The organism is Chloroflexota bacterium (genome assembly GCA_026710945.1).
Taxonomy (GTDB): Bacteria; Chloroflexota; UBA11872; order VXOZ01; family VXOZ01; genus VXOZ01.
In genome coordinates, this window is record JAPOQA010000002.1 from 40,257 (window position 1) to 57,882 (window position 17,626).

At 59.0% G+C, this 17,626-nt stretch carries 13 protein-coding genes and 1 pseudogene; 8 read left to right on the forward strand and 6 right to left on the reverse strand.

The genetic code is table 11. The features are described from left to right. The first annotated feature begins 299 nt into the window (after positions 1–299). The gene (locus OXE05_00410; GenBank protein MCY4435780.1) at positions 300–1,241 is read left to right on the forward strand and encodes an aldo/keto reductase; all 942 of its coding nucleotides are present in this window, start codon (positions 300–302) and stop codon (positions 1,239–1,241) included. A 34-nt stretch (positions 1,242–1,275) separates the two neighbouring features. On the opposite strand, the gene OXE05_00415 is transcribed toward OXE05_00410, so the two are convergent. Beyond that, positions 1,276–2,169 (reverse strand): hypothetical protein, encoded by an 894-nt coding sequence (locus tag OXE05_00415; GenBank protein ID MCY4435781.1) that lies wholly within the window; start codon positions 2,167–2,169, stop codon positions 1,276–1,278. Positions 2,170–2,352: 183 nt separating this feature from the next. Continuing rightward, positions 2,353–2,655 (reverse strand): annotated as a pseudogene (locus OXE05_00420) (ABC transporter six-transmembrane domain-containing protein). A gap of 12 nt (positions 2,656–2,667) precedes the next feature. Here OXE05_00420 and OXE05_00425 point away from each other — a divergent pair. Genes OXE05_00425 through OXE05_00435 form a run of 3 tightly spaced genes read left to right on the forward strand, consistent with a single transcriptional unit; the run spans position 2,668 to position 4,456 of the window. Further along, positions 2,668–2,874 carry a hypothetical protein gene (locus OXE05_00425; protein ID MCY4435782.1) on the forward strand — a complete coding sequence of 69 codons (207 nt, stop codon included), beginning with the start codon at positions 2,668–2,670 and terminating at the stop codon, positions 2,872–2,874. Beyond that, positions 2,858–4,135: a tRNA 4-thiouridine(8) synthase ThiI gene (gene thiI / locus OXE05_00430; GenBank protein ID MCY4435783.1), complete on the forward strand. Its 1,278-nt coding sequence runs from the start codon at positions 2,858–2,860 to the stop codon at positions 4,133–4,135. The genes OXE05_00425 and thiI overlap by 17 nt, the downstream gene beginning before the upstream one ends. A gap of 33 nt (positions 4,136–4,168) precedes the next feature. After that, a complete protein-coding gene (locus tag OXE05_00435) occupies positions 4,169–4,456 on the forward strand; it encodes a DUF2283 domain-containing protein (GenBank protein ID MCY4435784.1) in 288 nt (95 codons plus the stop codon). On the opposite strand, the gene OXE05_00440 is transcribed toward OXE05_00435, so the two are convergent. The 3 genes from OXE05_00440 to OXE05_00450 form a co-directional block, all read right to left on the reverse strand. Next, on the reverse strand, positions 4,453–5,148 hold the full coding sequence (locus OXE05_00440) for a ribonuclease H-like domain-containing protein (GenBank protein ID MCY4435785.1): 696 nt from the start codon (positions 5,146–5,148) through the stop codon (positions 4,453–4,455). The two genes, OXE05_00435 and OXE05_00440, sit on opposite strands and share 4 nt — an antisense overlap. 883 nt (positions 5,149–6,031) lie before the next feature. Continuing rightward, positions 6,032–7,330, reverse strand: a complete 1,299-nt coding sequence (locus OXE05_00445; protein MCY4435786.1) for a DegT/DnrJ/EryC1/StrS family aminotransferase — start codon at positions 7,328–7,330, stop codon at positions 6,032–6,034. Positions 7,331–7,684: 354 nt separating this feature from the next. Beyond that, positions 7,685–8,962 carry a hypothetical protein gene (locus OXE05_00450; protein MCY4435787.1) on the reverse strand — a complete coding sequence of 426 codons (1,278 nt, stop codon included), beginning with the start codon at positions 8,960–8,962 and terminating at the stop codon, positions 7,685–7,687. Positions 8,963–9,510: 548 nt separating this feature from the next. Between OXE05_00450 and dxr the strand changes: the two genes are divergently transcribed. From dxr to OXE05_00470, 4 genes are all read left to right on the forward strand, one after another. Then, a complete protein-coding gene (dxr, locus tag OXE05_00455; protein ID MCY4435788.1) occupies positions 9,511–10,716 on the forward strand; it encodes a 1-deoxy-D-xylulose-5-phosphate reductoisomerase in 1,206 nt (401 codons plus the stop codon). A 37-nt stretch (positions 10,717–10,753) separates the two neighbouring features. Further along, a complete protein-coding gene (locus tag OXE05_00460) occupies positions 10,754–11,782 on the forward strand; it encodes a M50 family metallopeptidase (protein ID MCY4435789.1) in 1,029 nt (342 codons plus the stop codon). A 71-nt stretch (positions 11,783–11,853) separates the two neighbouring features. Further along, a complete protein-coding gene (locus OXE05_00465) occupies positions 11,854–13,020 on the forward strand; it encodes an iron-containing alcohol dehydrogenase (protein ID MCY4435790.1) in 1,167 nt (388 codons plus the stop codon). A gap of 330 nt (positions 13,021–13,350) precedes the next feature. Further along, complete coding sequence (locus tag OXE05_00470) at positions 13,351–15,729, forward strand: YfhO family protein (protein ID MCY4435791.1); 2,379 nt, start codon at positions 13,351–13,353, stop codon at positions 15,727–15,729. 423 nt (positions 15,730–16,152) lie between these two features. On the opposite strand, the gene OXE05_00475 is transcribed toward OXE05_00470, so the two are convergent. After that, positions 16,153–17,004: a sugar phosphate isomerase/epimerase gene (locus tag OXE05_00475; GenBank protein MCY4435792.1), complete on the reverse strand. Its 852-nt coding sequence runs from the start codon at positions 17,002–17,004 to the stop codon at positions 16,153–16,155. Positions 17,005–17,626 lie beyond the last annotated feature (622 nt).

Here is a 17,626-nt window from a genome sequence, read left to right on the forward strand (position 1 = left end):
TAGGACCGCAACGTGCGGAATTCTGCAATCACACGGCACCGGACCTAATGGGGCGGGAACTAGGGTAAACTCGCTTACCGCAAATCAACGGGTCACATGTTTGGCGTTCGAGAACGCCCTGTATCTATGAATCTAATCGGATTCAACCAGACTAGGAGCACACATTCAGCGGGGACACCGGATCCTCCGAGCGGTACATACAGGGATGATTCCGATCGATGCCCTCATAGAGCACGGTATCGTGCCCCTCTCGTATAATATGCGTTGAGAACCCATGCTGTCGAGAGAAGGGATTTCGGATGCGCTATCGAACGTTAGGTCGCACTGGCTTAGAGGTTTCACTGCTCGGCATTGGAACCGGAGGACCCAGCAACTTTGGGCAGAGTTCCGGTGTGCCGGAGGCCGACATCCATCGCCTCGTGCGGCGGGCGCTCGACGTAGGGGTGAACATCTTCGACTCTGCCGCCGGGTACCGAGACAGCGAGGCCATCCTGGGACGGGCGCTCAAAGGCGTGCCGCGCGATCGCTACTACCTGGCGACGAAGTTCACGCCGGAGCAAGATGGCGCGGTCGCCACGCCGGATGACGTGGTGGCTTCGGTAGAGCGCAGCCTCAGTCGCTTGCAAACGGATTCCGTCGAGGTACTTCAGTTCCACGGCGTACGTCCGCAGCAATACCGCGCGGTGATGGAACGCTTGCTGCCAACGGTGCTGAAGCTGCAAGAACAGGGCAAGTGCCGCTGGATTGGCATCACTGAGCAATACGGAGAAGACGGCGCGCACGAAACGCTGCAGATGGCGCTGGCAGACGACCACTTCGACACAGCCATGGTCGGCTACAACATGCTCAATCAAAGCGCCGATAATCTCGTATATCCGCAATGCCTGGAACACAATGTGGGAGTTTTCATCATGTTTGCCGTGCGGCGCGTCCTCGCCGTGCCGGCGCGCCTGGAACAGACGGTTGCAGACCTGAAGCAGCGCGGTCTGGTGGCCGCGGACGCCGTACCTCCTTCTGCGCCTCTCGATTGGCTGATCCATGGCAACGTGGATTCCATACCGAGCGCGGCATACAAGTTCACGGCGATGCATCCCGCCGTGAGCACGGTGCTGAGCGGCACCGCCAATCTGGAGCACTTTGAAAACAACCTGCGGGCGCTCGAGGACCCCACGCTGCCGGATGCCGACTACGCGCGTTTGCATGCACTCTTCGGCAATGTCACTGATCCCATTGGGAACTAGCCTTGTAGCCGGCGCAGATTCCCATGGTATCGACTTACTCCCAACGGCCCAGGTGCGGCAGTGGTCTCGTAATCGCCAGCATAGGGCGCGCAAGTGTCGGCGCAGTGGCTAGCGGTGTCTCTTCCCCCCCGCCAGGGGATTGTAAGCCCCAATAATCCTTGTAGAGCAGGAAGACGGCTGGAATAAGCAGTGGACGGATCAGCTGAATTGCCGCCCACGTGAGGTCTGGCAGGGCAACGAGGAGCAAGGCTCGCGTAGCATGCGGGAGGGCGAGCAGCAGCCCACCGCCTACCAGGCCGAGGGGAAGCGCGATGGGTGCGCTCGCAAGGACAAGCGTACTCATGCACACCCAGAACGAGCGCCCGCTCAGCCGCCAGGACTCGACGGTTGCAAGCGTGCCCGGCAGATCACCGTGCACGGCAAAGAAGGGCGCCAGCATGGTGCGCGTGTGAATGGCAAGCGCCACGCCACCTGCAGCAATCCACCAGAATCCATCTGCAAAAGGTTGGACGCCATCCCCCAGCGGGATTATATCCTTCTGTCTGGCATGCAGCCAGACGAGCGCACTGAACGGAATCCAGAACATGAGGCTGGTATGAGCATTCGTCCAAAGGTAGCGAAACACCCAATGCAGCGCAATTCTGCTCGCTTGTACCACACCTATTGCGCGTCCCTGCGCGTGATACGCCACCAGCACCATAACTACTAGCGTGCCGAGTACGACAGTAAGCGAGCGCAGGAAGTAGAGCAGCACTTGCTGCCAGCCGTTAGGTTCAGGAATGAGCACGGTCAGTGCGGCTACGAGGAGCGCTGGCGAAACATACAATGCGGTAAGGCGTCCGTAGGTGGCGATGTGAGGACGCACCAATGAAATGCCTCTTGCAAAGTATTGCGCTGCCAACCGCCATGCAGCAAAGAAGGTATCCATCTTTTACGTCGTCCTCGTGTGCCTTAGAAGGACAACTATCCTACCGTAAGAGTAGCACAAGGCCGGAGGACGCGGACACATGCGCAGTGTCGCGGCGTTTCTTGCACGAGTTACAGAGAGCGCTCCGGCGAATCCTCACGGCAGCCGCAAATGCGCCTCCTGCATAGGGCATGAGTGTAGACCTTAAGCCGGATCATTTGCCCTGTTCATGCGTTGAATTATCTCCGATAGCCGCGACCAACTTTGCAGAGTTGCCGGCAGCACCAATGCGGATTCAACGAACTCCCTTGAATAGCTGATAATCGAAAAGATCCTGCCGACGGTGAATTCCATGTTCGTTGCCGCGAAACAGAGATTGAAGAGGATGAGGCCAAGCTTCGCGGAGTAGATTGCGCCGTAGACGTAGGCTTCCGTGTCCGACAACCTAATCCCGATTCTTCGTATATTTTGCAAGTGGGACAGCATGCCTTCGGGATGCGCTGACTCTAGAACGCGGACTTGCTACTCCGTCTGCTGGTTGTACGCGGCATTCAAGCGATAGAACCGCCGGGGCCCCGGATGGTCGTTGGCCTGCGGAACGGCTGTGGTATCGTGAAGCCGGTGCTGGTCGCAGACCGCTTTGAAAAAGACGGCCGCATCGCAGTCCCACAAGAGTACCCCCTTCAGAATTTGAGTGAGTGTGCGATTGATGACGAAGACCACTGAAAATAACGAACCTAACAGAGAGCCAACCACACCGCCGGGTCAGCCGCGCATGCGGCCCTGTGTGGTTGTGCACTATCACGAAGTGGGCCTGAAGGGCCGCAACCGGCCGTTCTTTTTGAGTACGCTCGAAGAAAACCTGCGCCAAGGTACCGCGGGCCTGGGTGTGAAGCAAATCGAGCGTGCCAGCGGACGCATTCTGCTGTGGCTGGAGCCGGACGCCCCCTGGGAGCCGTTGCGCGCTCGCATCGCGCGGGTTTTTGGGGTCGTGAACTTCGCGCGCGGGTATGCAGTGCAACCGGTCCTCGATACCCTCATTCGGAGCGTGCTGAATCGGTTACCGGAAGCGAATTCCTTCAAGACATTCGCCGTACGCGCGCGCCGTGCATTCAAGGACCTCCCGCTTTCCTCGCGGGAGATAGCGGTCAACTTAGGCGCGGCAGTGCAGGCGGCGAGTGGCGCGGGGGGAAACCTCAGCGCGCCGGACATGACGATCTACGTCGAAGTGCTGCCGCAGTTTGCCCTGTTCTTCTTTGACAAAATACGCGGCCCCGGCGGACTGCCGGTTGGCTGCAGCGCGCCGGTCACGGTGCTGCTCTCCGGCGGCATCGATTCGCCCGTGGCCGCCTGCCGCATGCTAAAACGCGGTTCCCGTGCCGTGCTCGTGCACTTTCATTCGTTCCCGTACCTCAACAACGCTTCCCAAGAGAAAGCGCGCGAGTTGTCGCAAGTGATTCGCGGGTACCAAGGGGATACTGTGCTCTACCTTGTTCCATTGGGTGAGATCCAGCGCCAGATCGTCGTTGCGTGCCCTGCGCCTTACCGCGTTGTGCTTTACCGGCGTTTTATGGTGCGCATTGCGGAAGAACTAGGCAAACGGCACGGCGCGCAGGCGCTGGTAACCGGCGACAGCCTGGGCCAAGTCGCCTCGCAGACCATCGAAAATCTTACCGCCATCGATGACGCCGCCACACAGATCATCCTGCGACCGCTCGTCGGCATGGATAAGCAGGAAATTGCCGATGAGGCCGAACGCATCGGCTCCTACGCCATCTCGATCCAGCCCGATCAGGACTGCTGTGCGCTGTTCGTGCCTGCCAATCCCTCCATACACACGGACCTCAATGGCATCCGCAACGCCGAATCTGTATTGGACGTGGAGTCTCTCGTACAGCAGGGCATCGCCGAAGCGGAGATTGTGGAATACCGGCAAGGAGACACCAAGTCTGCCGCCGTGCAGAAGAAGAGTACATTGTCTGTGTAAAATGAAACATACGTAGCTAGTCAGGTTAAAACAATGAAAATCAGCTATGACCCTGAGGCAGACGCGCTTTACATCCGCCTCATCGCGGGCAGGCAGGAGTGCCGCACGCTGCGGCTGAATGAGGAAGTCGCCCTCGATGTCGGCCCTGGAGAGGTACTCGTCGGCATTGAGATTCTCGATGCGTCACACGTGCTGGGAGACGGTGAGGCGCCGGGCTGTGGAACTGATAAACGTGAGGGCAGCCGCAGAGGCGACCGTAGAGCGCCAGTAGCCAGACTGTCGGTCGCGCCCGGCGGGAGGAGCGGGGGCGTCACCCCCTAGCCTCGGCTCTTTGGCTCCATGGTCTCGATCATCGGCAGCAAGCGCTCGTAGAGCTCCGCCGTGGCGCGGGCGTCTTTGAGACAATAGGTGGCGATGTCGTCATACCTGCCGTCGGCAAATGCCTTGGGGACTGCGCTGCCGGTCAGGCCCTCTTTGGGATCGCCTATGCCGAACTGGTGGCACCAGAAACGCAGGCTGTACGGCTGAATGGCGCGGTGGAAGCTCATGACTTCCTGCAAGTCGCAGTGATCGCGGAAACTAAAGCGGTAGGGCATGAGGTTGCGGCTGGGGCGGACACCATTCACGGCGGAGCGCAGCATGAGGATGGGGCAGTCAAAGCCGCGCCCGTTGTACGTGACAATCGTGCCGAACTGTGGGACGAGCTGCCAAAACTGCTCAAGTATCTCCTCCTCACTGCCATGGAAGACGCGCGCGCCGTCGTGGATTTCATGCCATTCCCGCCCGCCGGTCGGGTTGTTGACGAGCACGCCGCCACTCTGCTCGCCGGGCCGCCACATGCCGATGGAGACAACTTTCGCGGCGCCGGGATACAGCGCCAATTGGCCCGGAAACGCCGCAAGCTCTTCATCGTTCTTTGCCCGGCCTTTCAGGTAATCCTGGATTTCGGGCACGAAGCCCTCCCACGGCTGATGCGTCGTCTCGATGTCAATGGCTAGCGGCTGTGAAGCCATAGGTTAATTTCTCCTTGGCGTGAAGACCGTCGGCGCACAAGACCTCTCCGGCTTTGGTCGCCGTGCAGCGCTTGGCATCGTAGCGCAAGCGGTACGACTATGGCTATAGACGCAATGGCTACAGCCGCAGATTAAGGGGTCAAGTATACCTCACTCCGTCATAGTAACGAAATAACAGTCCCCACCGTCACCCCAACCCCACGGTCATTTCGGTCCTCTTGTCATTGCGAGCCCACTGTCATTGCGAGCCTACTGTCATTTCGAGCGCAGCGAGAAATCTAGGGTTCTCAACCCACTGTCACGCGGCTCAGTCTACCAATATTCTAGACTCCTCACTCCGTTCGGAGTGACAAGCTCAGGGGTTCCACAAGCCCGACCGTCACTCCAATCCCACTGTCATCGCGATCCCACCGTCTTTTCGAGCCTACTGTCATTTCGAGCCCACTGTCATTGCGAGCCTACTGTCATTTCGAGCGCAGCGAGAAATCTAGGATTCTCGACCCACTATCTCGCGGCTCAGTCAACCAATATCCTAGACTCCTCACTCCGTTCGGAGTGACAAGCCCAGGGGTTCCACAAGCCCCACCGTCACTCCAATCCCACCGTCATCGCGATCCCACCGTCTTTTCGAGCCTTCTGTCACTGCGAGCCTACTGTCATTTCGAGCGCAGCGAGAAATCTAGGGTTCTCAACCCACTATCACGCGGCTCAGTCAACCAATATTCTAGACTCCTCACTCCGTTCGGAGTGACAGACCTAGGGGTTCTCACTAATGACAGACCTGTTTCGTTGCTCCGGTTGACAAGGCGCCTTGGTATGCGCCGCACCATTCTTAGGCGTCGGTCTCGCGTTACCCATACACAATAGAATTGCCGCACGTGACCTAGGCAGACGCCGCATCGGTCTGCTGCTCACGTTCCCAGGCGCGGAGTTCGTCCTGATGGTCTGCTAGCTTGTGCAGGACGTCGAGGAGGCGGTCCATGTCGCTTAGGGGTCCCAGGAACGTCGCATGCGGGAGGCAGAGCGCTTCTTCCGCGTAGATGCGTTCCGTTTCCGGCAGGTAGACCTTACGATAGTCGATCTCCTTGCCGTAGAACGAACACGTAAAGGGATGCCCGGTGCGGCCGAAGTTCATCTCCTGGAAGATCGGGTTGCGGTAGACCGGTTGGGTGTGGCCCGTGTGCACGCGCAGTCCCTCGGCGTTCAGGGCTTTCATGACCGTGTCGCGTGCGATGCCGCCGAACTGCGCGCTATGGTACTTGAAGTGCCAGAAGTAGAAACCCCAGCGGGTCACGCGGGGATCGCGGTAGAGCGGCGAGAAACCGTCAATCTGCGCAAGCTGCTCTGACAGGAAAGTGACATTGCGCTCGCGGGTGGCGGTCTGCGCTGCCAGGCGGGCGAGTTGTGCGTTTCCAATGGCGCCCTGCCACTCGGTCATGCGCAGGTTCGTGCTGGGAATGTGGTGCTCGTAGAAGGGGCGGCCCGGATAGCGTCCGATGTTGTGGAAGGAGGATGCATGTTGCGCCACCTCCTCCTTACTCGTTAAGACCATACCGCCTTCGCCGGTGGTGAGGGTCTTCCCCATCTGAAAGCTGAAACCCCCGCAATCGCCAATTGCGCCGGTACCGACGCCCTTCCACTGCGAGCCATGGGAGTGCGCGCAGTCAGAGACGATGGCGATGTTGTATTTGGCCCCGATGGCTTGCAGCGCGTCCATGTCGCAGGGCATGCCGCCGTAGTCTACGGGCATCACCGCCCTGGTCTTTGGCGTAATGGCAGCCTCCACAGCCTTGGGGTCGATAGTGTAGTTGCGCGGGTCGCAGTCTACGAAGATGGGAATGGCATTGGCCTGCAGCACAGCGGAAGCACTCGCCACAAAGGTAACGGCAGGGACAATTACCTCGTCTCCCGCTTCCACACCCACGGCCCGCAGCGCGGCCTCCAGCGCCACGGTGCCGTTTGCCACAGCTATGCCGTACGTGGCGTCCTGGAAGGCGGCAAAGTCGCGCTCGAACCTTCCGACTTGGGAATCGTCTTGGTCTGCGTGCCCGCCCCGCCACCAGATGCCGCTCTCCAACACGCCTTCCAACAGCGCGTGTTCTTCCTCACCAAAGACCGGCCAGGACTTGCCGAGCGGTTCAGCGATTGCAGGCGAGCCGCCGGTAAGCGCAAGTTTTCCCATGCAGTCATGCTCCTTGATTTCGTTATTGCTGTGGGAGCGGCATGCTGCCCTCGGTCATTCCCGCTTGCGCGGGAATGCATCATCTCCGCCCCCGCCTTGGAGTCCCGCTCCGGAATCGGATCACGAAAAACACTTCGCAGGAAACACCATAGCCTCTACAGATTACACAGAGGCAGTGGCGGCGATTGGCTCCTTTTTCCGCGCCGGTAGTCTGCGCCCCGCGGTGAGGTGATCGTCAACATTCATGGTGATGAAGGACTGCTGTGATCCTTGCTTCCTCCCACGAGCGCCGCGACGCTCAGATTCGCCCTCACCCCGGCCCTCTCCCTCGGGGAGAGGGTGACATACACAGCCTCAGACCGCCACCGGCTCACGCAGTTCGGCCAGCAGATTGATGGCGGCTTGCCGGATCAAGGGCTCGCTGGATGGCGCGATGGCCGCGAGGTTGGGCTCCATGCCGCCCTGGTCGAAGGCTTCCGGCGTGGGCACGTAGGCCACCTCGCGTGTCGGCCGGCTGATGACGACTGTATGCCGGAACGGCGACGCTTCCTTGATAGCCAGCACCGTATCGTGGAATAACTCACCGGGCATGTGGACAAGCGCGGTGTCGCCCAGCGTAATGACCTTCATCGGATACCGGATGGTGGGGTTTTGCTCGTACCACTCGAAGAGGAAGCGGTGGTAGCGATCATGCATCCGCGTGAAGTTGAATCGCAGCTCTTCCGGCTCTTCCGGTATCCTGCGCGCCGGAATTTCCACTTCGTGCACGTGCGTTTCCATGGCCGGCGTGTGCTCGGGTTCGATCTGCTCAAAGACGTAAAGCGCTTGCGCGCCGACGGAACGCCCGATGCGACGTGCCGCTAAGCCATCGCGCTCGATAGGCACCACGTCGCCCAGCCCGCCTTGCGCAAAGACAACCGGCAGCCCGGCGACCTCGCCAAAGACGTCCGCCACATAGCGCGGATAGTCGGCAGAAATACCGCCGTACTTGTCGGTGGAGCAGAGCGCGTGGCAGCCAAAGTTGATGAAGGCGCCGATGGCCTCGCCATCCAATGAGTCAAAGCGAAGCACGCTCACCTCGTCGTCTTTGCCTTGCTCGATCCACGCCGGATCGGGTGGCGATTCCTGACGATTGAAGACCATGTGCACTGTCCCGTCGGGCTTGATGAAACGGCGATTGTAGCACACGTCAGGCGCATGCCCGCCGCGCGACGCCATCCGCACGGGTACCAAGGACTCAAGCGCGTCCTGAATGCCGTCGGCAATACGTGCGCTGATCTCATCCTCGTAATTTTCGATGATCAGGTCTTGGGCGAAGATCATGATGTACGCGCCGTAGTTGGAGATGGGCGTGGAGCCGATGTGGGAAGGGCAGAAGAGCGTGGGAAAGGGCGCAATGCCGCGGGATTCTAAGTCAGCGGCTACTTTTTCGTCGAAGTCGATGCCGAGCTCGAATGCGTCCACGGCCACAATGGCAGCCGTATGCTCCTCATCTTGGAGGAGCAGTATCCGCGCCTTAAGGGGATCATAGACCGGATAGCTGCGTTCCTTCTTCTTTCCGTTTGTCCCTGGTCGGTTCTGATCGGGAGTAATGTCTACGGCCGTAAAGGCAGCGTGTAAGCCGTTGCTCACCAGTGCTCTCCTCTCCGATGCGTTTGCGTACGCTTACTATGATACCTGCGGGTGCTCAATTAGCAAAGAAACCAAGAACCAGAGACGCGGACGTGCCAATTCGCGAGACCGTATTTCACGTCGCTTGTATGGTGTCCGTCTACATCTCACTGCGTTGCTCCCACGTGTCATTGTGTGTTGCAAGCAACTATTATGCAGACCGCAGCGAGGATTCAGGGTCTCAATCAAGAAAAATGCACTCGATACCGTAGCCGTATTCTACGCAGTAGCCGTACTCTACGACGAGGAGCGGGGGACAAGCCCCCGCGCTACGGCATCTCGTATCTCGATTGCTCGTCTTACGATCGGTAGCGCAGGTTTGTAACCTGCGCTTCTGCCAAAAGGCCAGGAGAACAGATGGCAGAATCACACTATTGCCGCAATCTGAGGTGCAGTTTACCTAGCACGGACTCCATCGACCAGAGGCTTGCGCGCATTCACCAACCTGCCGCTCGCTTATAATGGAAGAGAAGAATACCGTCCTAGAAACTTGAGAAGAAAAACCTGCGATGAAGCGTGTGGTGGTGCTGGGCTCCACGGGGTCCATCGGACAGCAGACTCTTGACGTGATTCGCGCAAATCCTGACGACTTTGCCGTCGTCGGCCTCGCTGCGGGGAGAGACGCACGGACGCTGGCTGCGCAAATTGCCGAGTTCAAGCCGCAGGCAGCCTACTGTATAGATGGCAGCGCGGCGAAGTACGTGGACGGTGCCACGCGCATCCACTCCGGAGACGACGGCATCGTTCAACTTGTCGAAGCGGTTGCGGCCGATGTGACCGTTGTGGGCACGCCAGGAATGGTCGGCGCACGAGCGACGATGGCTGCGCTGGAATGTGGGCAGGACGTCGCGTTGGCGAATAAAGAGACACTCGTCATGGCCGGGGATCTGGTCATGCGGCAGGCCGCCGCCCACGGCGCCACCGTCCTGCCGACCGACAGCGAGCACAGCGCCATCTGGCAGTGCATTCGCGGCGAAGATCAGGCAACAGTTCGACGGATCATTCTGGCTGCATCCGGCGGTCCCTTCCGCACGGCGTCCGCACAGGAACTGGCAGAGGTCACCCCGGAGCAAGCTCTGCAGCATCCGACGTGGTCCATGGGCGCCAAGATAACCGTAGATTCTGCCACGCTGCTTAACAAAGGCCTCGAGATCATCGAGGCGCATTGGTTGTTCGGATTGCCGTATACGCAGATCGATATCGTAATCCACCCGCAGAGCATTGTGCACGCACTCGTCGAATTCGCGGACGGGGCGGTTAAGGCGCAGTTGAGTCACCCCGACATGCGCTTGCCAATCCAGCATGCGTTGAGCTTTCCGGACCGCCCGCCGACGTACTGGGGCGGACTGGACTTTGCACGAGCGCCGGTGCTGGAGTTCTCCGCGCCGGAGAGCGCGCGGTTTCCCTGTCTCGCGCTTGCCCGCCAAGCGGCGGAAACCGGCGGCACGGCGCCCACGGTGCTCTGCGCCGCCGACGAGGTTGCCGTTGAGCTTTTCTTAGCGGGCAAAATAGGTTTCTTGGACATCTCACGCATTATTTCACAGGCACTGGAGTCTCATACGAGCACGCCGGTAGAATCATTGGATCACGTGCTCGCCGTCGCCGCTGAGACCCGGCAACTACTCTTGGAAGCCACGGCAAAGCTTCCCGTCAGTTCGGCAAGTGCCGGAGTCCGAGGGACTGGGGCAGATGGATTACCGCTTGCGCGGGAATGACGGGCTTTCTCATACCAGACAGGATTCTTAACGAACGATGTTTACCACGATCGCCGCCTTTGTCTTCGTCCTTTCACTCCTCATACTCGTCCATGAAATCGGCCATTTCGTGGCGGCACGGCGCGTAGGCATCCATGTCGTGGAGTTTGGTTTCGGTTGGCCGCCGCGGCTCTTTTCCCGGCGCATCGGCGAGACTATCTATTCGCTTAATCTCCTGCCGCTGGGCGGCTTTGTGCGCATGTTTGGAGAATTCGGCGGAGCGGAGCCCGGCAGCTTTATGAGTAAGCGGCCGGCGGAGCGCGCGGTTGTCATACTGGCAGGCGTTGCCATGAACATCCTGATCGCGCCGGTGCTCTTCTCCCTTGCCTTTATGCTTGGAGAGCCGGTGCTAACGGATCGCATATTCGTTCAGGAAGTGATTCCGGAGAGCCCGGCTGCGGCGGTTGGCCTCCTGGCAGGCGACCGCATTCTCACGATCAATGATGTGGCCATTACTGAAATGGCGCAAGTACGCGAGCAGATAGGCAGCACGCAAGACGGCACCCCGATTCGCCTGACGATCGACCGGGACGGACGGCAGCAGGCACTGCGCGTGACACCCACCTACAATCCAGAGATAGAGCGCCTGGCGGTCGGCATCGTACTGGCGCCTGAGCAGACGTTCAAGCGCTATTGGCCGTGGGAGGCGGTATGGCTCGGCGTGAAACGCACGGGAGAGATGTTTGCACTAATTGGCCTGGGCGTCGCCAGCCTCATACAGGGCACGGAAGAGGGGGATATACTGGGGCCGGTGGGCATTGCGTCACTTACCGGACAAGTGGCGCGTTCCGGCTTTTCCCGCTTACTCACGTTCACGGGGTTCTTGAGCATAAACCTCGCAATTATCAACCTCTTGCCCTTTCCCGGCCTCGATGGCGCCCGCTTTGTGTTTACGATTGTGGAGATGGTGCGCGGACGCCCAATGAACCCAAAGCGGGAAGCGGCCATCAATTTTGCAGGAATCATCATACTGCTTACCCTAACGGTACTTATTACCTACCGAGATATCGTACGGCTCTTGGGTTAGCACTGCGTGCGGGCGGCTCTATGTACCGTCACAATGTGCTACAATATTGAGCACAGTCCGTCTGGGCTGGGGTGGGCAACGAAGGGGATTCACGTTTGTCTCAGGCATTCTCCTTTCGGATTCCGCAAGCTATTGAGTTTGGGCCCGGAGTTCACCATCGGCTCCCTGCGCTTTTGCGCGCGCGCTCGACTGAGCGTGTCTTGCTAATCACAGATCCCGGGCTCGTCGCTGCCGGTGTGGCGACAACAATTGAGAGCACATTGACTGCTGCTGGGAGCGAAGTAGTTCTCTTTCAAGATGTGCCACCGGAACCCCATCTCGACGACGTGGAGCGGTGTCGCGCGTTTGCCGCTGCACAGCACGCATCACTAGTCGTGGGTGTGGGCGGCGGCAGTGTGCTCGACTGCGCCAAGATTGTGGGTGGCTTTGCTTCAAGTACGCAGCCTTTGGCCGACTTTCTCGACCGTGAAGACGAAAGCCTTGCGCCGGGACTGCCAATCTATCTCCTGCCCACCACCGCAGGATCGGGGGCTGAGGCGACCACCGGGGCCATCGTCACGGTCAACGGGCGCAAGTGCCGCCTGGCGGGCAGCTACGTACACCCGGTGGTGGCCATCATTGACCCTACGTTTACCCGGAGCTTACCGGCAAGCATCACAATCGCAGGCGGTCTGGACGCGCTAACGCACGCGATAGAGTCCTATGCAGCGCGGCGGGCAAGCCCCATGAGCCGGTTGTATTCTCGAGAAGCCTTTCGTCTCATCCTGACGTCGCTGCCGCGCGTACTAGAGGACGGGGACGACATGGAGGCACGCAGCGATATGTCGCTGGCAGCCCTATATGCCGGCATTGCCGTTGCAAATGCGGGCGCAGGCGCGGTTCATGCCCTCGCATACCCGCTGGGCGGACGGACCAACATCCCCCACGGCATTGCCAACGCAATTCTTCTCCCGCATGTGCTGCGACAGAATGTGGCGACTAATCCCGAATCCTACGTCGCCCTTTGCACCGAGCAAGACTCTCGCAGCGCGGGCGCTCAATGCGACGCTCTGCTTGACGCCGTGCAAGGTCTGCTCCATTCGCTGAAAACGCCGACACACCTTGCCGAAATCGGCATGCAAGATGCCACGCTACCCGCGCTGGCGAAAGAAGCCCATACTATTCGGCGTCTCCTGGACAATAACGTGCGCGACTACAGCCCTGCGGAAATTCTTGCCATATATGAAGCGGCTTGGTGACCGCATGGCCTGCCATATAGTATCGTCTACTCTGAAGGTAATACGTCACGCTCGCAGATGAAACGTTACGAGCCCTCGCGGCAATCTCCTGCTGTCTTTCCACCGCCTAGTTCTCAGTTACCGGGATCTCCAGAGAATTAGAAGCTGCCGTAAAGAGAGATTGGTCTTCAAGGGAAGAAACCCAATGCAACGAAAAACCCCTGAACACGTGCACCACAAGCGAGTAGCGTATGCCGGTGAGTACTGGCTGGCCCCAGCCAGTACTCCCTCTCAAGCGGCCGCTTTCAGACTTCCGAGCAGCTTGTCCACGACAACCTCATTGCGTAGCCCATGAATGTACAACAGCGACAACCATTCTTAATTGACTTAGTCGCGCTGGGTAGTTTCCTGCTCCTGGTGCTCGTCTTCTTTTGGAAGTCGGTCTTCGGGCTGGGAGTGATCGGCAGCGTAGACTTAATTATGCGTTTCTACCCGTACAAGGCGTACATTCGCGACTTGATCAATCAGGGGGAACTGCCTCTATGGGATCCCCTCATATTCCTTGGTGCTCCCCTGCTTGCCAATATCCAGGCCGCCGTCCTCTATCCACCGGACTTCCTCTTTACGCTCTTCTCATTCGCTTCGGCACTCACGTGGAGTGTCGTGCTGCACATCTGGTGGGCATTGGCCGGAATGTACCTATTCCTGCGGTATGGGTTTGGCACCTCGGTCTTCGCTGCCTGGGTCGGCGCCTTGTGTTTCGGCTTAGGCGGTTTCTTATTGCCGCACATCGGACAAGTGAACGTACTGCACACTGCGGTTTGGCTTCCCTGGCTCTTGCTGTGTGCAATTCGCGCCAGCACATCACCAACTCCCACCTGGCTCATACTTGGCGGCATCGCTACCGCCTTCAGCTTCACAGCAGGGCATACGCAGGAATTCTACTACTCGATCCTCATCCTGGGGTTGTTCTGTGCGTACTCAGCCTTAGTCTCTCCTAACGGAGAGACTTCGCGCTGGTGGCCGCTGTTTGTGCCGGTAATCTTCCTCCTGATTGGCGGTATTTTGAGCGCAGCCCAACTCTTGCCGACACTGGAGGCAGCGATACACTCCTTCCGGCGAGGAGGCCTGCCGTTAGAAGAATCAGCGGCGCTGGCAGTCAGTCCGAATGAGGTATTGTTGTCTCTATTTCCTCGCTATTGGGCTCTGCCTGGTATTGAAGTAGTTGGGTATATCGGTATAGGCGGCGCCATCCTTACATTCTTCGGTGCACTGCAAGTCACGTGGCAGCGTTGGGTGCTGTTCTTTATACTCATCGCGTTGTTGGCCTTTGTCTTGGCTCTCGGTACGTACACACCGCTATTCACTGCCCTTCACACAGTCTTGCCGGGCTTTTCACTATTTCGTGTGCCAGCGCGCTGGCTTTTCCTGGTTAGCTTCAGCCTTTCGACGCTGGCGGCGTTTGGCGCAGACCGGCTCCGCGATGACCTGCGTCCGGAAGAACGGCGTCAACTCTCTCTGAAACTCCTTCTAGGGACGGTGGTAGCTACAATCCTATTGGTCGCCTATATTGGCCGCTTATACCTCATCGGTTCCGAACAGTCGTTGCCGGATCCAAAGGTGGTTGTGTTCTGGGCAACTACTGCCGTCATCATCTATGCGACTATTCTCCTTGTTCTTCACCACGGCCTGGCTAATGTACTGGCCTATCTCACAGTTGGAGGAATTGTGCTCGTAGAGCTCTTCTTTGCCTCCCGACCCCTGGAATTTAATCAGGTGATGCCGCCGGAGATATACACGCATTCAGAAACTACACAGCAACTCTCGCAACACTGGACCGAAGCGCGCTACATCAGCATCGCGGCAGAACGCTTCCCTCTGGAGAATGAAGAAGCGCGAAGGCAAGAGCTATTGGAATCGCTCTCCGAGGCCTGGGTGCAACCTGCCATCGTGTATGGCAAGTACAGCGACGAATTGCGGCCAAATCTCAATCTCCCATTGGGAATGTCGACCGCTGACGGGCACGACGGCGGTCTGCTGCCTAGCCGATACTACGCTGACCTGCGCGGCGCTCTGCTCAACGATATGGAGTTTCCGCCGCATCAAAGTCTATCGCTTGTAGATATCGATCAGATCGATGCGAGACTGTGGGGATTGGTCAGTGTGCGCTACCTCGTCACCGACCACCAGCAAACCGAGCCGGGAACTGGGTGGGAGTTGATCGGCCAGGCCCGTACAGACGGCCCCCTGCTATTCGAGAATAACGAGGTCTTGCCGAGAGCTTTTGTAGTCTACGAGACCGTGGTAGACGATGACCCGCTGCGGCTGCGGACTATCGACGTGGCCCGACAAGTCCTTGTGGAACGACCGATTCCGGAGCTCGTCGGCGTCACCGGCGAGCCCGTGGCAGCGACGATAGTTTCAGAATCCGCGTTGCGCGTGGAAATTCAAACGACGACGTCACAACCGGGATTGCTCGTGCTCTCCGATTCCTACTTTCCAGGATGGATTGCCACCGTCAACGGTAGCCCGAGGGAGATCCATCGCGTGGATATCGCCTTGCGCGGTGTGTTGCTGCCTTCAGGCGAGCATACCATCGTATTCGAATATCAGCCGCGTTGGTTCCAAATCGGCGTTGTCGTGAGTCTGATCGGCTGGCTGCTCGCGTTGGCTCTGCTCTTACCGCGACTCTTGCGTCGGACTCCGAAGAGATTTCCAAATCGCATGTAGTGCCGTGCGGTATGCCACATGTCGCTGACTGCAAAGGGCCGCGCCTTTACTCTCAGCAGGCGCCTGTACCACCCATGCCGATTGGCAATGGCCTGCCTCTCCCCCTGTATTGATGGGACTCCCGGGTTACACCTGCTCGGGCGCACGGGCTTCACCATTGCCCATGGAAAAACTCTTAGCTGGATGAGCACCATGCGTAACCCATGCCCCCCGCACAACTGTTCCCTCTCTCCCCGCACTCCCGAAGGAGAAAGGAGCTTCTCGCCTGCCGGCGTGAGTTGTGCAAGAGTCTCCCGAGGGGGTTGGCTTGAGCCAGCCCCAAACTCGATGCGGGGATGAGGAATCGACCGAGGGCATAGACGTAGCAGAGCCGGACGGCGCTGGCGTGACCGGCTCGAGCGCCCTCAACTCACAGAGCAATTGCTACCTACCGGCCCGTGCCGCCGGCTCCGCGTGACGGGATTCCATCTTGAGGTGTTCGCGGCAGAATGCCGCGGCCTGATGGATGCGATCGCGCACCTTCTCGTCGTCGCGGCCTGCGTGAAGCGCAAAGGGGTGTAACTCCACAACGACAATGCCACCAAAGCGGCTGCGGCTTAGTTCGCCGAGAAAGTCGGCAAGCGGCAGTGTACCCTCGCCGGGAAAGAGGTGCTCGCGACCATTGTATTCGTCAGACAAATGGATGTGCTGCACTGTGGCGCTTAGTTGCTGCCACGCATCCAAAATATTAATCTGCGAAACGCCAAAGTGTGTGGTATCCATCGTCAGCGCCGCGAAGGGGCGCATGGCATCCGGATGCCAGAATTCGTGAAAGTCCCGCTGCAAGATGCCCAAGCGTTTCACTACCATTCGCGGCAGGTTCTCGACGGTGAGCAGGATCGGAGTCTGTGCCTGCAAGCCGGCAAGGTTTTGCTGCAGCCATTGGGCGAGGTCCGGCGTGCCCCGCGAAATCGGATGAATGACGACCGTGCGTGCCCCGACCTGTTCCGCCAAACGTATCGTCGCCTTGAGCGTGCTAGGGTAGTCGGCTCCCATCTCAGATATGGTTCGAAACGGTGCGTGAATGCTGTGTACAGGAATGCCCCACTGTTCAGTGAGCGCCTTAATGTACTCCGCTTGGCGGGTGTCCCATCGGCTATCAACTATGATTTCCACACCGTCGAACGGGGAGCCCTGCATCAGTTCGAAGGTTCGCGCCAAGCCGTAGGTGTAGAGCGAGCCGGTGGAGAGTGTGAGATATGGTGTTTGGACGGCGGAATTTCTTGCGTCAGACATGTGTGCACGCCTCTTCAGGGTTCGGGGGACTCTGCCATGCGCCGTTTTGCGCTCTTGCGCCGCAATGCTCTTCTTGCCGTAGATCAGCCAGCCACTGCGGCTACGGCGTGCCATGCGGCGTCTCTGCGACGGCAACTGTTTAGTAAATTCCTTGCTACTTTCATTATAGCGACGTAACTCCCGATACGGCTATAGCATGAAGCACGCCAACATGGTCCACGGTGGACCGGCTAGCCGCACTCTGCCGGTGGATATTCTTGCAGCCCTTTGCCGGTCGCCCGGCTAGCCGCCTCTTGCCGCGGAGTCGGCATCTCGCTATTCTTCCTAGTACTAGCTTGAATTGCAAAGGGCCTTGCAGGATTCATTGGTTGTGCCAAGAGGGGGGCAAGCCCCCGCGATACGGTTGAGGCTGAGCTACCGGGGACAGTTCCCGCTTTGAGCGTATTCACCCCTTTGGATGGAACGGGGCAGCGGGAAACGCGATGTTGAAGGCGAAATAACGTAGGCATTGGTTGTGCCAAGAAGCGGGGGACAAGCCCCCGCGCTACGGTTGAGGCTAAGCTACCGGGGACAGTTCCCGCTTTGAGCGTATTCACCCTTTTGGATGGAACGGGGCAGCGGG

Excerpts from the sequence above, each read along its gene's own strand:
- OXE05_00410 (MCY4435780.1), top strand. The coding sequence starts at position 300 with ATGCGCTATCGAACGTTAGGTCGCACTGGCTTAGAGGTTTCACTGCTC.
- OXE05_00415 (MCY4435781.1), bottom strand. The coding sequence starts at position 2,169 with ATGGATACCTTCTTTGCTGCATGGCGGTTGGCAGCGCAATACTTTGCA.
- thiI (MCY4435783.1), top strand. The coding sequence starts at position 2,858 with ATGACGAAGACCACTGAAAATAACGAACCTAACAGAGAGCCAACCACA.
- OXE05_00435 (MCY4435784.1), top strand. The coding sequence starts at position 4,169 with ATGAAAATCAGCTATGACCCTGAGGCAGACGCGCTTTACATCCGCCTC.
- OXE05_00440 (MCY4435785.1), bottom strand. The coding sequence starts at position 5,148 with ATGGCTTCACAGCCGCTAGCCATTGACATCGAGACGACGCATCAGCCG.
- OXE05_00445 (MCY4435786.1), bottom strand. The coding sequence starts at position 7,330 with ATGGGAAAACTTGCGCTTACCGGCGGCTCGCCTGCAATCGCTGAACCG.
- dxr (MCY4435788.1), top strand. The coding sequence starts at position 9,511 with ATGAAGCGTGTGGTGGTGCTGGGCTCCACGGGGTCCATCGGACAGCAG.
- OXE05_00460 (MCY4435789.1), top strand. The coding sequence starts at position 10,754 with ATGTTTACCACGATCGCCGCCTTTGTCTTCGTCCTTTCACTCCTCATA.
- OXE05_00470 (MCY4435791.1), top strand. The coding sequence starts at position 13,351 with ATGAATGTACAACAGCGACAACCATTCTTAATTGACTTAGTCGCGCTG.
- OXE05_00475 (MCY4435792.1), bottom strand. The coding sequence starts at position 17,004 with ATGTCTGACGCAAGAAATTCCGCCGTCCAAACACCATATCTCACACTC.